The following is a 16,009-nucleotide window of genomic DNA, read 5'->3' as shown; positions in this document are numbered from 1 at the left end:
TCTGGTACCAGTACCAACCAGTCGTACTGGAATACCCTTGCCGTATAGCTATTATTGATACTATTTTAGCTCTGGTAATCTTAACGTTGAAGACGCCAAATTTACCTGATATCGAATATCCTGATTTCCCCGAACAGTATAGGCCATATCAGTGGCATAAATCACAATTCCAATTTGATGCCCCTTTAAGAAGCGCCAAAATGTTGGCTGCAAAACCAAGTTTAACTGATACTCAGTATTGGGTTCTAGGTCATCAACTTTGTAGGCATTTTCCCGGTTTTGCATGTTGATATGTCCCTGAACCACCCGTTTAACATCATTCGCCTTTTTCTTTGGCAGAAATTCTTTTAAATCATCTTTTCGCCAATGATAGCCGGTTAGAATTTGCTGGGATGCCAGCACTTGTGGATCAGCGGTCAATCGATTCGCTTTACCATAATCCATCAACGCCACGCTGATCATTCCAACCATTTGACTGCTCTTGACAGTTAATGCCAACGACGGCCGACCGTTGATAACCAGATCGTTTACCAGCGGTGGTGTCAATATCCGGATGCAGTGACCGTCCATTGGCGAGCCATCCCGTGAATAGAGATCATCGCGCCACTTATTAATATCTTTCGTATAGGTCTCGAACTGCGACTTATCTAAATGATCCGAAAACGATGTGTGACCCCCTGGATTGATCATCTGATCGTCACCCAACTGATAAATTTGGATACTAGCCTCCTGGCCACCCCAGTCCTGATAGCCATGCCAAGTTTCAGCGTGAGCATTATCCTGCACAATCACGTTGGGTAACACTTGGTTGGCTTGATTGGCCACATTCAGCAGCTTATTGGTCAGCCATAAATTGACAATATCGGTAAAATCAAATGACCGGAAATTGTTTAAATACTCATGTTGCCCTTGATGCAAAATTAACTTTTGGGTTAAGGATTTCGATTTTAACGCCTTGCGTAGATTCCAAACTTGAGCTGGTTTAACGTTCCCGTCATTCAATCCGTGAACCAATAGAATATCGGCCTTCGCGTGATTTTCTTTCAATAAATTTCGGGCATCCCCAAAACGATTATAACTGCCACTATCATGATCCTGATCCCGCTTGATCTGTTTCAGGTGGGCAAGCCACGGCTCCTTGATTTGGGCATAATCGGCCGCGGATTGCTGGCGGCTAAACGTAAACTCCGCTAAGACGTCAGCATCGTCGCCATCCGGGGACACCATTAAGCCATTCTCCCGATAATAGTCATAATAATTAGAAATGCCCGCTTCAACAACGGCCGTTTTAAGTCCGCCAACCCCGGTTAATTCCGAGGCGATCGATAACGTCCCAAGATATGAGCGACCGGTCATTCCGACGTTGCCGGTTGCCCACCAGGCCGAAATTGCAATTTGATCAACCCGATTGGTAAAGGCGGTCCGATCACCATGTAACCATTCAATAACGGAAATGGCACTGATCGTTTCATCCCTCGTCCCGGTCGTTCGGAAACCATCTGAATCTTTGGTGCCAATCCCGGCCGAATAGACAACGGCGAATCCGCGAGCCAAAAAGTAATCATTTAAAGAATAGATCCAAGTCATCGTAAATGTTTCCTCGGCCTGTTTTGTATGACCGTTGATCGTTCTTGGCACCGGCACTTTTGAATGATCATATGTATCTTGAACATCTCTATATGTAAAATTGTTTGGTTGTTTACGTTTTAACGGTCGATTATTATCGTGTGACCAACTTTCAGACCACTTGTCATTCGTCCCCTCGCCATATGGATTAGCGGTGTAGACAACTGGGACGGTCAAGCCACGATCAGTTTCAGCCGGTCGAATCAGTTTCACTTTCAAAAGATCTCGCCGACCATCGTGATCAATATCTAATGGTGACTCAACGTAAACAACTTCACGAACCAGATGATCCGTGTCAAAAACAGCTTGCGCTTTGCCATTAAAGATTAATGGCCGTTTAAAGGTCTCATCAGCTAAAAATTGGTGATAATACCCCTCCCCAGCAAGTTTATCAATCAACAATTGACCAAATTTGGTCCGGGTATTCAACAATCGGTACCAGGCATCGATTACATCATCGCGGGTCAGCGGGTCAGTCACCTCGGCGATTGGCAGGCCAACTTCGGTCATCATCTTTAATGGGTTGGTCAGTGAAAAATCCAGATCAACCGTGAAGCCTAATAGTTGCAGACCAACATTATAAAAGGCCGACTTACTCAAAGTCCCCGAACCGTTAGTATAACTGTCAGCATCAACTGTCTCGGTTGCCATCATACTGGCAATTTTTGCGATTCGAGTCGTTTCACCCTGATGAACAGAAAAGGATTTAAGCAACAAACTTCGAAATAAGTGTAATGGTGATTTTATTTTAATGTTCTCCAAATCTAAAAACCGAATATCACGCAACTCATCAATGATTTGTTGGTGTTGAGTTGGCACGTAACCAAATTGATTGATTTTCATAAAAAGCCTCCAATTTAATGATGGCCTATCTTCAAATTCCAGATAATCCAAGCATGATTAGTTTCATTATACGATTACTTCATCGCAAAAATCAGCCGTTAGTTGCAAATGATTATTCTTGCCAGTTTATCCCTTTTGAGACATGTTAACGATTGTTTTAATGATGTTGACTTGAAAGTCGCCCTGAACAGATTGCGTTGCTAATAAATCAACATGGTTGGTGTATCAAAGGAAACGCTGGAGACAGTATATTTTCACTGTCACCAACGTTTCTTTATTTTATCAACAAATCTTTTCCAAAAATAGTCACGAACTTTTAAGTTCAGTATGGACCTTTACCTTGGTAAAGGCCAAAGGTGATTACATTTAAAAAATCCTGAATTGCAATCTTTCTTTGAATCCTTTTTGAACGTTTACGCCATCCAACTGATTTTTTGTCACTCAAGTTGGTGACTTTAGGTTGACCCAATTCCTCTAAAACGCTATTTACAGCATCAAGTTCAGCCTTTTCCCTCGTTATCTTGCCATCATCAATCTCTTGAATAACTTTCTGTGCCTCTTTCTTTGCTTTAATTACCTTTGGATTTTCATATGTGGGTATCTTTTGAGCCATTTTGATCACTTCCATTTTCTAATCCGATATTCTCATACAAATTTTGGATACCAATTAAATTAGACTGACTAACAAAATGATTAATCAACTTACGATATTTCCTATCTCTCAAAAAGGCTATCAGTTCTGAACTGATGACCGCTTTAACCTGAAAAGAGTTAATATTTCGATTAGTAAAATAGAATCCCAACTCATCTAATAAATGGATTACTTTTCGAATATCCAAATTCTTAGCAACAATTATCATCGCTGTATTAATATCTTTCCCTTGAAATTTATTATCAACCAAAGATTCATTGAACGAATCCGAAAAATCGTTAATTGCATCCCGGATTTCATGATTGTAAAAATCAATTGCTTGAAGCGTAATATCAAATTTTCTAACTCTGGAATTTCGATAAAACGTTGCAATGGCAATCAATACCCCTAGTAACGTTAGTAGTGAAATCATTTCTTTTGTTCCCACCCAGACCGAATTTTGGTACCAATGATGTGGTGGACCCGGCACAACACCTGCGTGAATAATGTCATCCGCAAGCTCAATCCAATTTAACATCAAATAAACAACCCTTTCATCCAAATAGTGATTATTTTATTATCCGTTAAGGTTTTACCAATGTCAATATCGGAATGAAATCAGATTACTAAAAGCCCTTTTTTTAATTCTACATTTAGTATATCACCAAATCCGATAGCATAATAAAAGCATGAAGCGGCCGCTGGTTGGCGGGCCGTTTCATGCTTTTACTACCTATTTTGATTGGAATGGGACAACTTTGATGTGATATTTTGAGAGCGTAGTGGATCCCGGCCATATAAGGCAAAGTAGGTCAGTTAATCACCAATTTTACTTGGCTGAAACGTGTGAAAAGTCGCAGATCCCGGCCATATAACCCCTCACTATTCTTTTGGTTCATCTCCAATTTTACTTGGCCGAAACGTGCAAAGCCAAGCAGATCCCGGCCATATAAACCCCGACTTGTCTTTTGGTTAGTCTCCAATTTTACTTGGCTGAAACGTGTGAAAAGTCGCAGCTTCCGGCCATATAACCCCTCTAAGCCAATATTCCAGAATCAGGAATATTGGCTTAGAGGGGTTATATTCTGGAAGCTAACCGCGACTTTTCACACTCTGGTTCTAGTCCCAGTCCTCCACCGACGCGCTTGCCGTTGCATCCGAACCACCATCATCCTTACCTTTTGAATCATTGGTTGTGGTTGATTCGTCGTTCTCGTCGACTGATGCACTTGCATCCGTATCGACATTAGCACTGGTATCAGCGGCATCATCATCCACTGACGCGCTGGCATCCGCATCCGTTGATGAATCATCCTTGGTCGAAGCACTCGCGTCCGCATCGACCTTGTTGTTTGGATCCGCCGTCAATTTCTGACCGGTCTTCTTCAAGTACCACTTAATAATTGGAATCAAATCCAAGACAAACTCATTGATTCCCACGTACTCGCCCTTTTCATCATGCATTGCCTTATAATAATGCATGATATATTTGTCAGGACCATTACCAGGAACCGGCATACTAACCATATCCGTTTTACCCGTTCGTAATGCGTGAATAACGCTCTTGACGCCACGAATAGCTCGCTTGGGATGAACTTTTGACAATGGATCGCCAACTTGGCCCGGTGTCCGTGGTGCCAACATTTTGCCACCCATCTTGTTGTAATAAATAAATTGATTATTACTATCAGCATAAGTCAACTCAATTGGCATCGAATTTAAGAAATAGTTTAATTGATCAACTGTCAAAAGACCGCGATCTAACTTAACGTATGTCTTACCATCAACAGCGTTGACTTTTTTAGCAGCTTGTTCAACCCAGTCATCGGCAGTCATATCAACGCCTTCAACCGTGGTCGAAATCTTACCAGTCGCATCCAAATCTTCAGCCTGAGCTGCTTCATCAGTCCCACCAGCTGCTTTGTTCATCGAATTAATCACTTTGACGAACTTCTTGAATTTTTGCAAATTGGATTGCAGGAAAGCAACCGTCTTTTCGTCTTTCAAATTACCATCGTCATCAAAGGCTTCCTTCACATTGGCCAGTAAAAATTCATTTCCTGGGAAAACAATTGCGTTAACCCCGGGAGCTTCCAATATCTGACGTAAATTCAATTGTGCCCGTGAAGATCCCTGCTCATAATAGGACGCACCAACAATCATGACTGGTTTGTCTGAAAACGGATGAACCTTAAATGATAACCATTCCAGAGCACTCTTTAACGCAGCCGTAATTGTATGATTATGTTCCGGAGTAGCGATGATCACACCGTCAGCGTTGCTGATTTTCCGATTCAGATACTGAACTGCGCCACTGTTTGTAACATCGTTATCTTGATCAAACATTGGTAAATCGTCAATACTTAGAATTTCAATATCCACTAGCCCACTGAAATGGTTTGCAATAAATTCAAGCAGCATCCGGTTGTATGACTTGTCCTCAACAGTTCCGGCAATTCCAACTAATTTCATCATTTTGCGTCTCCTTTATGTTTCCTTAATTCACAGTTAAACCGACTTGGCTAATTTGAACCAAAGTCAGTTTTATCCAGCTTAGAGATTTCTTGCTTATCGTATTCAGTCGTGTGCCAAAGTTCCTTGGAAATTTTGACAAACTCTTCAAAGTCGGCAAATAAAGCATCAAGCCGGTCAATTCGACCCTGATCATTCAAATTGCCATCCTTATCAAAGGCTTCCAAAACGTGGCCAAGCAAATATTCTGAACTTGGCATAATTCGAGCACCAAGTTCAGGTGCATCAAGCATCTGCCGCAAATGAGCCTGCGCCCGGGATGTCCCAAGTGACCCAAATGATGCCCCGATAATCATGACCGGTTTATCTAAGAACGGATGAATCCCATATGATAACCACTCTAAGGCATTCATTAAAACAGCCGGAACCGCATGATCATATTCCGGTGTACTAATAATCACACCATCGCTTTCATCAATTTTCTTACCAATCTCAGCTGCCCGATCTGGAATCACTCGATCGGCGGGCTTGTTAAACATCGGTAAACCAGCCACTTCGACTAATTCAATTTCAGCCTGGTCCTGATAATGGCGTTCCATAAACTGTAATAGTTGACGGTTGGTCGATCGCTGTGTATTTGTTCCAACAATTCCAATATATTTATTCATTTATCGTCATCCCCCATTTTAATATCACATTTTCAGCCGCAATTCACGACTCTGATCTAGTTTATAAAATAACTGTTGCTTGCTTTGGCAGCGTAGAAATGACACTGCCATCCTTATTAATTAAGACACCATCAATCCCATCCATGACTGCCAGCTTTGCGATGATCACATTCTGAGATAGACCAAACAGTCGCCCGGTCCAGATTTCACCATCTATCGAACGATCCGAAATAATGGTCAGACTGGCAAGATCTGTTTTCACCGGGTATCCGGTCCGTCGATCAAGAATATGATGGTAGTCATGACCAGCTTGTTCTAAATGTCGTTCGTAAATTCCGGATGTCACAATCGATTTATCCTGCAGATTCAAGATCAACCGATGGGTGCCACGGGGCTGTCCAGGTGCCTGAATCCCAATTCGCCAATTTCCAGAGGTTGTTTTAAAATTTGGGCCAAAGACAACAACATTACCACCTAAATTAATTAATCCCGAGGCAACGTCCTGCTGCTTTAAATAAGCCGCAATCAAATCAGCAAAGTAGCCCTTTGCGAGCGATCCTAAATCAATCGCCATCCCTAATCGCCGCAGAAAAACTGTCTGGTGCGTATCATCCAATTCAATATCGTTTGGGTTGGTTTTAGCAAGTGCGGAATTTATTTCTGACTTGGTCGGGACCCGCGCATCATTGAACCCAATTCGCCAAGTTCTCACCAGTGGCCCGATAGCAATGTTCAAATTATCATTTTGATAAACACTGATCTGTTTTCCAATTTTAATTAGCTGATATAGTTCTGGATCAACTTTGACAGGCTCGAATCCAGCTTTTTGAGAAATTTGCATTAATTCTGAACGACGATCATTAGCACTAAACCGTTGTTCGTAAGATTTTAATCGCCGAACCACTTCATCAAGGATTGGTTCGGGATCATCATGTTCAATTTGAACTTTAATCACAGTACCCATCAAATGGGCGGTTCGACTTTTAACTGTCATTGACAACCCCATTTCCTCTCAAATTCCAAAGTTGCATACCACAATATAACTTTATTATATATCATTTTGATATCAATATCACGAAGTAAAATAAAAATCAGTTCAATTCTAACTTGGTTGCCATAATCATCTCACTATTCATTAACCGCTTTCTTTACTGAAAGATAAGCAATCTAATTAAATTCAGTTTCAAAAAAAGTTTCAATTACTTATCCCAATAACCGCTGATATCTCTTAATGATTAATTCACAATGTATTTATTACAACATTTGTAACAAATATATCGTTGAAGCGTCATTTTAGTTATGTTATCTTATAACCACTAAATGATTTTGGGAAGTTAGCTTAGTTGGTAGAGCAACGGAATAATCATTCCGGAGACAAGGTTCAATTCCTTTGCCACCCATAAATCCATAATGACTAAATAACAACCACGCTGTCGGATGACCGTGGTTGTTATTTTTTGTCCAACGACATCAGTCCCCTACTTGCATTGTGACACAATCTGTCATGGGGCGACTAATCATTTGCATATTTTTATCTGATTTTTTGCAAAGCCGCGATTGATTCTTCGAAATTTCTCACTATCAGCTAACCCAATCATGTTAAAATAATAGGCGTTAAGTATCTGATCGTGCGAATAATAAATAGGAGCGATGTTATGCGAAAAGCAATGTTTGTCGGTGCCCACAATTCTGGCAAGACAACCCTCATTCAGCGATTACATCATCAAAAGATTCAGTCTAGTGAAACTCAGTCCATCGAATTCTGCGACGACATGATTGATACTCCGGGAGAGTACACTGAAAATCGACATTTTTACACGCCGTTAATTACCACGTCGGTGAACGCCAAAATAATTGCAGTCATTCAAAGTGCCACTGATAACCGACCAATCTTTCCGCCTGGCTTTGTCACGATGTTTCAACCCCAAGCAATTGGGATTATTAACAAGATCGATATTGCCACTCCCGCAGAAATTGACTACGCGGTCGGACAATTACGTGAAGCCGGCATTCAACAAATTTTTAAAGTCTCAGCATTAACTGGAGAAGCAATCCCAATGCTTAACGATTACTTCGCAAAGTAGCGCCAGCAAGAACAACGGGGGTCAGCAAGCGGTTAGGCCCCAACATATAAGTCCCCTAATTCGATATTCCCGATTTTGGAATATTAAGTTAGGGGACTTTTATGCCGGTGCTTGCTTGTTGGTCCACGTTTTTTACTAAGTAAAAAGTTCAATGAGATATTCCGAGTATGAACCGTTGGATAATTCGGTGACATGGCCGGCAGTTGCCTTTTGTCCCGCGTTTTCGCTCGGTAACAATCGTGTTTACACGAACAGAGGCTGGGATAAATTACTTTTGTCCCAGCCTTTCTGTTTTTAACGGTTCTATTATAATAGAAATTTTGATTTAAAGGCAGCCAATAATCTGATAGAAAGTAGGTACTTTTTATTTTAAAGGACAAAACTTGCAGCAATACCAACGATGAAAAATAGACCCACTGCCAGTACAACCAACATCTTTTCGACTTTCTGACTATCTTTTTCTACCATAGTGACTGCCTCCATTTCGATAACTTTTTCACATGTAATTTAATGCCCTCATTATAAAACGGCATCATTTAATTTGCAACCGCTTTCAATAATTCTCATAAAAATAATGGCTGTCAGAAAGCCATTCAATCCTTAAATATAACAAATTCCCTTCCCACGACCCTTTTTAGTGGGGTTAAGGGACTGAGATTACTCTGCTTCGAAGTTTAAATAAATATGTCGGATAGTAAAATTCAACGGCAACACCTTTAAGTTAAAGTAACCACCGATTTTTAAGAAGCCGCCATCATTGATATCAACACCGGCAATCGGCTTAATCAATCGCCCACCATCCACAATTTCAAATGACGGAACGCCTCGTTGACCAGCCTCAATTTTCTCAAAGTCAACCATCGTTGGATCCAATTCTGCGCGAACATCATCAGCGGTTAATTGCCTTCCAGCCACATAAATCGTGATCATTTCGGTTGGTTTAAAAGATTGAAGCTGATGTGGTGTTTTAAAATCAGAATACCAAATTTCTTGATAATCAAATGAATTGCCCGCAATTTTCACGTCTTGGGGAAACTCAATCGACCGTAAATGATTATACCAAAAAGCTCGATTATCAATCCTAACAAGTTTTTTCGGTGATCGGAAAGCAGCCAGATTATTTCGAGCAAAAGCCGCTTCCCCAATCGTTGTCACTGTATCCGGCAGGTTAACGCTTTGAAAACCAAGCCCGGTTAGAGCAAAATCACCAATTTCCGCTAAATGAAGTCCCTTTGGCGTATGAACTTCCAGCGAATTACCATAAAAATCGTCGACATTGGTTAACTTTAACCGGTGATTACTTAAGTTCTTATATTGAAAACGAGGTACAAATTGTTCCATAGTCGTCCTCCAGTTTCTATTCGGCACGACAGATCAGCTGTTTAACAGTTTAACATAGTTTACCTAGTTAATCATATAAAGTGGGCTCCAATATCATCTAAACAATGATCTTCAATTTAGGCTTCTTGATAGTCAAATACAGGCCATCGATATCCCCCTCACAATTATTCAGAAATCCACAAAAAAAGAAAGCCACGGTATCCTTCACGTGACTTTCTTTTCCATATCATCCCAAATTTTCACTAAACACTCAAATAGACATGGTGAATGGTTAGATCCAATGGTAATATTTTTAGATTAAAATAACCAGCAATCTTCAAGAAGCCAGAATCGCCCATATTAACGCCGCGAATTGGTTTAATTAATCGCCCATCATCGACAACACGAAACGATGGCACACCCCGGCGGCCCGATTGAATACAATCAAAATCAATCATTGACGAGTCAATTTCTGCCCGAACATCATCCGGACCCAGCAACTTATGATCGACATAGATACTAATCAGTTCATCTGGTTTGAAAGGATGCAGCCTGCCATACAAATCAAAATCTGAATAAGCAATTTCTTGATGATCAAAAGCATTGTCAGCAACTTGCATGCCTGAATTAAAATCGATTGTGCGAATGTGGTTATACCAAAAGGCCCGATTATCAATCCGCTGTAAGTGCGCAGGAGCATCAAACCGATTGAGATGATTGCGTGCAAAAGCGCCTTCGCCGATTGCTGCAACGCTATTCGGCAGGTTCACCATTTGGAAGCCGACACCAATCATTGCAAAATCATCAATCGCCTGCAACTTCATTTGATTACGAGAATAAGCATCAACTAAATTAGCGTTAAAATGATGCTCACTGGCTAAATCAAATGACTGCTCAATTAAATTTTTACATTGAAAACGAGGTATAAACTTTTGCATAGAATCCTCCTGTTTACATTTCACATGTCAATCACACTAATTGCTTAGTATTTTAACACATTTCTTATGGAAAATTATGCAAAAATTCAGAATAACGGCAAAAAATATTAATAGATTTAGGTGAAAATTCTAGGCAAACTCATGTGTCATCAGGTTTATCGTGCCTAGTCACCACAAGTCTCCGGCAACTAATCACTTTAAAAATCTTATTGTTATCCTTCGACCAGTCTAATTACATTTTATACATTTTTAAAAAATATGGACAATATTTGATATTTTTTAAAAATGAGAAACTATTAATTAACTTTCACAAACTTTTGATCAGCAATTTGATTGTCTTTACTTATCACTAACGATCCACATTCTGCTTAATTCTGGATAGCTCCTAAAGTCTATCCAGAATTTTTCTCATAACGTCAACGAATATTCCTTCTGCGGGATCCATTCCTTCATTAATCCAATTAATAATCGCACCAATCATTCCTCTAACTGACCAGACAACCAGATAATATTCCTCATAGTTATTAGAATCAATTTTTTCAAATGCCAAGACTTTGTCAATAAATATCTTAGAGAGCTTATCAATCAGTGACACATTATTTTCGTTAATAAAGATTTTTGATAGTTTCTTATTCTTTACAATATAATCGATTAATCGTTGGGCAAGTCCAAAATAACTCTCAGTGACAGCAGGATAGTAAGCTTCAAAACTGCTAACCAATCCGTCTAAAAAACCATTGTTGATTTGATCATACAACTCATAAATATCAGTGTAGTGCAGATAAAAGGTACTTCTCGAAATATCAGCTCCACTCACGATTTCTGCAACTGATATCTTATTTAACGGCTTGGCCTGAAGCAAACGAATGAATTCGCGCTCAATGGCCTGTTGGGTTTTTCTTTGACGTCTATCAAGTCCCATGATTTCCTCCTAATGGTCAATTCTGTTGATTATGTCCATTACCAGACAGTCTGTATCAAACTGATCTTCTCACAAAAATGAATTTCTTTATAATGAACACATATTCATTAATAAACAGATGTCTATTATTAGATCAGTATGCCAATTCTTTTCAAAAATAACAAGTGGTACTTTCAAAGGAGGCACACCCAACATGAAAGTCAAAAATACCGAGCAGCGAACTTTAACTATCGGAATAATCATTAATTTACTGATGAGTATTACCGGGCTAGCCATCTTTTCGGTGACTCACCTCCAAGCACTGTTTTTAGATGCCTCATTTGTTTTAATCGAAGTTATTTCCGGCATCATTGCCATCACGATTTCCAAAGTCAGTCAGAACAAAATCAGAGGGTTTCCCAAAGGATTGTTTAATCTAGAGCCAATTTATATCTTCTTAAAATCAATACTGGTGATCACATTAATGGGACTTACAACATGGAACGTCAGTCTTAGGGCCTACCATTATTTTGCCACAGGTGAAGGAACCAGAATCAGTGCTGTCCCCGTTTTAGCCTACTCGATTGCAATGGTCATCCTGGGTTTTTGTCTCTTAAAAGTCTATCGCCATGGAAATGCCAATACAAATGGCACCAGCGAATTATTATCAGTCGAATCAAAGAATAGTTTTATTGATGTTGCCCTGTCTGCTGGAATCGGTGTCGTCGCAATTGGCTTAATGTTTATTTCAGCGCGCTCACCACTCTCCTTTCTCTTATACACTGGCGATTTCTTTATTACCGTTACCTTGGTTATTCTGTTTATTAATCAACCAATTGGTTACATGAAACAGGCCATTAGGGAAATATTAGACGGCACAATTTCATCTAATGCCATCCAGCACCAAATCAAAAAGATTGTGACAGACAACATCCCTGATGGCTGGAAATTTAACAATATTTTGGCATTTAAGAAAGGCATGCATCTTCAAGTTGATATTTATTGTGTTCCCAAAGAAAGCTTTTCAGTGTTTGGGTTGTACAAATCAATCCGGACAATCAAGGAAAGATTAATTTCAATTTTTAAATTAGTTGACGTTAACTTTGTGATCGACGACCAATCTCGGTCAATCGACGTTGGAAAATAAGGAGAATAAATATGAAATTATATCAAAAAGTCGTTCTAGCTGGTTTAGCGATCATTGTGATTTTCGCCGGAGCAACTCAAGCTTCAGCCTGCACAACACTGGTGATCGGCAATCATGCCACAAAAGACGGTTCAACGATTATCGCTCGAAATGAAGACAATGCAACAAATTGGGCCAAACACTTTGTGGTTCATAATCAGACCAGTCAAGGGCCAACCCACTATCTTTCAAAGGGAAATGGTTTCACAATAACATTATCCCCAAAGCAGCAGAGATATACTGCAACTCCTGACTGGACCTCGAAACATGGCACATACGGTGAAGACGGTATCAATGAATCAAATGTTGCGATGAGTGCAACGGAATCCACCAACTCAAACAAGCGGGCAACCCAAGCCGATCCATTTATCAAGAAGGGAATTAGTGAGGATGCCATGCTAGATGTCACCCTACCATTTATCCATTCTGCCCGCCAAGGTGTTCAAAGATTAGGTAAGATGATTAGCAAATTTGGTGCTGCCGAATCAGACGGGATTGTTTTTTCGGATAAAAATGAAATTTGGTATATGGAAATCGGTGCTGGACATCAATGGGCCGCTATCCAAATTCCGGCTAACTATTATGCAATCATCCCCAACCAACTGAGCATTGGTAAGTTAGTCTTGAATAATTCGAAAAAGTGTCTCATCTCAAAGGGGCTTATCACTTTTATAAAAAGACATCACTTATCTGGGTATAAAATGCGTGAAGCCAATTTTGCTCGGGCATTTGGAACCAACAATAAACAGGACGCGACAGATAATACGCCACGAATCTGGGATGGTCAACGACTCTTAACCCCAAGTAGAAAACAAAATATTCAATCAAGACATCTTCCACTCCTGATGAAACCTGATAAAAAAGTGACAATTAATAAGGTCAGTGATGTTTTATCCAGCCATTTTAGTGGCACAAAATATGATTCTAAGGGCCGCTGGGTTGGTAAATACCGCCCAATTAACATGCCAATGAATGATGAATCGCATATACTTCAAATCAGAAAAACAGTTCCTAAAACCATTGCCGGCATTCAATGGTTGGCAATGGCCTCTCCGGATACTAGTGTTTATGTCCCGTTTTACACAAACATCAACGCGACACCGCAAAGCTACCAGATTGGCACAGACCATTACGACCCGAATTCAGCATTCTGGACCTACAAGTTAACCAGCACCTTGGTTCAACCTTATCCAACAAGTTTTACAACCCAGTATATTAAACCAATTCAAGAAGCCGTAGAAAGCCATATGCAAAGGGCTCTAAACCAAAGTGATCAGGTTGCCGAACAACTGGCAAGTACCACCGCGTTGCAAAATTACTTAACTGCAAGTGATCAACAGAAAGCCAACTTTTCTCAAAATAAATTCAAGCAGCTCAATGCCAAGTTAATAACTCAGTCGACTTCCGAAATATTCAAGGAACTGCATATTCATATTAATAAAGGGTGAAATATTGGTGAAGTAATGTGACAAAATCATTTTAAAAATTTATTTTTACCATGATAATAATTATGTAAAAAAAGATGAGGAGATATCAGGCAAAATTCAATTGCCTGATATCTCCTCATCTTTCAGTTCATCATGATAAATCCAACAGTTTTCAAAAAAACTATCGCTAAGGCAAAATTATCGATTTCAAAGCCTTAGGTTATCGATTAACTCGGACAAATTTTTGATTGGCGGTGATGTAGCCACCTTTGACAGCAAATCTCATCGTGCCACGTTTCTGTTTGTTAGTCGCGTGACTAAACGTGTAATGCTTGATTGTCATCCGTTGACCGCGTTTATAAGATCCATTACGTTTCGTCAAGTTGGCAGTTTGATAGCGGTTAATCCGATGCTTAACAATAACTCGTTTAGGTTGCTTGTACTGACCGGAAATCACTAACTTACGGTTCCCGGTAATGTAGTGGCCATTGCTCAATTGATATCGGGTTGTTAAGTTATGACGGACGAATCCTTTAACTTTCAAGACTGTCCCTTGCCGATAATTCTTAACTTTACCGGTCAAGTTCTTTTGGCGATATTCATTGACACCTCGCGGGTTAATTACAGTTAACGTCTTATGATTACTCTGGTAATAAACCGGCAAAACATATTTGGTACTTGCCGTAATATAGCCCCGTTTACCCGCTGTTTTAGCGCGATGGTTAACGTCACGAACCTGATAACGCAACTTCCCCGTATTGGAACGGGCATAGCCAGTGACAACAAACATTGGCCGATTGATTCGCGGCTTCTTCGTGTAGAACGCAATTCGTTGTGACTTCTTGAAGTTTTTACCTTGGTACAGATAGATTGGTTTAACTGAATAAACGGCCGCACTTTTTGCCGCAATCAGACCGCCACCCGGTTCATCGGGGTTAGTTGGGGTGACTGGTGTTGATGGTGTAATCGGCGTTGCAGGGATGATTGGTGTTGCTGGAGTCGTTGGCGTTGAAGGCTGAATGGGCGTGGTTGGCGTTCCGCCGCCACCGGTACCACCACTTGATGATTTCTTATAAAGGTACGTAATCGTTTGATCCGTTTCAGCATACTTGGTTGGTAATACTCTATTATCCTTAACCCCAACGTATTCATAAACCGTGCCGTCTTTAGTAATCGTCGCTGGATGACTGGCATTATATGGATCACCTATTTTACCCGATGTCGTCGTGGCATCCTGAATTGAATGACCAGCTTCATCTTCATAATGAACCGTAATTTTACTTTCACTGGCAGGGGTTTTGGTATAGTAAGCGATGATATCACCACCAGCGGCAGGAATTGTGACCTGATTTGTTTCTGGTGTATATCCAGAAATTGTTGGAACATCCACTTTATCTCCCGGCATTCCCGACTTTTCTTCAGGCGTGTAATTTGGAATTGGCTTGCCTGTTGCTCTGTCGTACGGAATAATTTTATAGGCTATAGTTTGGACATTGTCTTGGTATGGTAAAAAGAAAACAAATGTCATCTGTTTTGCTACTTTATAGTTTAAGTTCATGTAATATTTATACGGGTTTTGTACAAGTCTTTGTACTTGACCATCAATTGTTGCCGTTGTTGGTCCGGGAATAACTTGTTTAGTCAAATTATTAAAAACAAAATTTCCTGAACTATAAAGGGGCACATCACCATTATAAAAGAATGCTTGAAAACTAGTGCCATCAAGGTCAAGAGAAGGAGTAAATTCACTGGGGTACATAGAAATTTTAGTCTGATCGTAATCTACCCCTTGTGGCAGTTTGCCAATAAACGGATTCTTCCATGTATAGCTATTACCAGCTAAATTTACTTTAGGTAAACGCGTTGTGCTAGTTGTGCCATATTCTTAACAATTAAATCTTTTATAGAACTTT

General features: G+C 40.1%; 13 protein-coding genes. 3 read left to right on the top strand and 10 right to left on the bottom strand.

Annotation, left to right across the window (positions count from 1 at the left end):
- Positions 1-60 precede the first annotated feature (60 nt).
- The 6 genes from FC85_RS03480 to FC85_RS03455 form a co-directional block, all read right to left on the bottom strand.
- A complete protein-coding gene (locus FC85_RS03480; protein ID WP_057864175.1) occupies positions 61-2,469 on the bottom strand; it encodes a Xaa-Pro dipeptidyl-peptidase in 2,409 nt (802 codons plus the stop codon).
- 322 nt (positions 2,470-2,791) lie between these two features.
- Entirely contained in the window at positions 2,792-3,082 is a 291-nt protein-coding gene (locus FC85_RS03475; RefSeq protein WP_057864174.1) for a hypothetical protein, read from the bottom strand.
- Complete coding sequence (locus tag FC85_RS03470) at positions 3,057-3,638, bottom strand: hypothetical protein (protein WP_057864173.1); 582 nt, start codon at positions 3,636-3,638, stop codon at positions 3,057-3,059. Before FC85_RS03470 ends, FC85_RS03475 begins: the two co-directional genes overlap by 26 nt.
- Before the next feature lie 581 nt (positions 3,639-4,219).
- Positions 4,220-5,572, bottom strand: a complete 1,353-nt coding sequence (locus FC85_RS03465) for an NAD(P)H-dependent oxidoreductase (RefSeq protein ID WP_083484926.1) — start codon at positions 5,570-5,572, stop codon at positions 4,220-4,222.
- Positions 5,573-5,622: 50 nt separating this feature from the next.
- Positions 5,623-6,240, bottom strand: coding sequence for an NADPH-dependent FMN reductase (locus FC85_RS03460; RefSeq protein ID WP_057864172.1), 618 nt, complete (start codon positions 6,238-6,240; stop codon positions 5,623-5,625).
- Between the two features lie 61 nt (positions 6,241-6,301).
- Complete coding sequence (locus tag FC85_RS03455; RefSeq protein WP_057864171.1) at positions 6,302-7,234, bottom strand: FAD:protein FMN transferase; 933 nt, start codon at positions 7,232-7,234, stop codon at positions 6,302-6,304.
- A 661-nt stretch (positions 7,235-7,895) separates the two neighbouring features.
- On the opposite strand from FC85_RS03455, the gene FC85_RS03450 reads away from it, so the two are divergent.
- Positions 7,896-8,324 carry a EutP/PduV family microcompartment system protein gene (locus FC85_RS03450; protein WP_083484924.1) on the top strand — a complete coding sequence of 143 codons (429 nt, stop codon included), beginning with the start codon at positions 7,896-7,898 and terminating at the stop codon, positions 8,322-8,324.
- A 657-nt stretch (positions 8,325-8,981) separates the two neighbouring features.
- Here FC85_RS03450 and FC85_RS03445 read toward each other — a convergent pair.
- From FC85_RS03445 to FC85_RS03435, 3 genes are all read right to left on the bottom strand, one after another.
- A complete protein-coding gene (locus FC85_RS03445) occupies positions 8,982-9,665 on the bottom strand; it encodes a leucine-rich repeat protein (RefSeq protein WP_057864170.1) in 684 nt (227 codons plus the stop codon).
- A 242-nt stretch (positions 9,666-9,907) separates the two neighbouring features.
- Positions 9,908-10,582 carry a leucine-rich repeat protein gene (locus tag FC85_RS03440; protein WP_057864169.1) on the bottom strand — a complete coding sequence of 225 codons (675 nt, stop codon included), beginning with the start codon at positions 10,580-10,582 and terminating at the stop codon, positions 9,908-9,910.
- Between the two features lie 385 nt (positions 10,583-10,967).
- Positions 10,968-11,504 (bottom strand): TetR/AcrR family transcriptional regulator, encoded by a 537-nt coding sequence (locus tag FC85_RS03435; protein WP_225427548.1) that lies wholly within the window; start codon positions 11,502-11,504, stop codon positions 10,968-10,970.
- Between the two features lie 193 nt (positions 11,505-11,697).
- Between FC85_RS03435 and FC85_RS03430 the strand changes: the two genes are divergently transcribed.
- Positions 11,698-12,630 (top strand): cation efflux transmembrane domain-containing protein, encoded by a 933-nt coding sequence (locus tag FC85_RS03430; RefSeq protein WP_057864168.1) that lies wholly within the window; start codon positions 11,698-11,700, stop codon positions 12,628-12,630.
- Between the two features lie 11 nt (positions 12,631-12,641).
- Positions 12,642-14,117, top strand: a complete 1,476-nt coding sequence (locus FC85_RS03425; RefSeq protein WP_057864167.1) for a C69 family dipeptidase — start codon at positions 12,642-12,644, stop codon at positions 14,115-14,117.
- A gap of 199 nt (positions 14,118-14,316) precedes the next feature.
- On the opposite strand, the gene FC85_RS16175 is transcribed toward FC85_RS03425, so the two are convergent.
- On the bottom strand, positions 14,317-15,855 hold the full coding sequence (locus FC85_RS16175) for a DUF5776 domain-containing protein (protein ID WP_057864166.1): 1,539 nt from the start codon (positions 15,853-15,855) through the stop codon (positions 14,317-14,319).
- Between the last annotated feature and the right edge of the window lie 154 nt (positions 15,856-16,009).

This window comes from Lentilactobacillus diolivorans DSM 14421, assembly GCF_001434255.1.
In the GTDB taxonomy this organism is placed as follows: domain Bacteria; phylum Bacillota; class Bacilli; order Lactobacillales; family Lactobacillaceae; genus Lentilactobacillus; species Lentilactobacillus diolivorans.
Note: the sequence above shows the minus strand (reverse complement) of the source record. Positions and strands in the feature narration are given on the sequence as shown.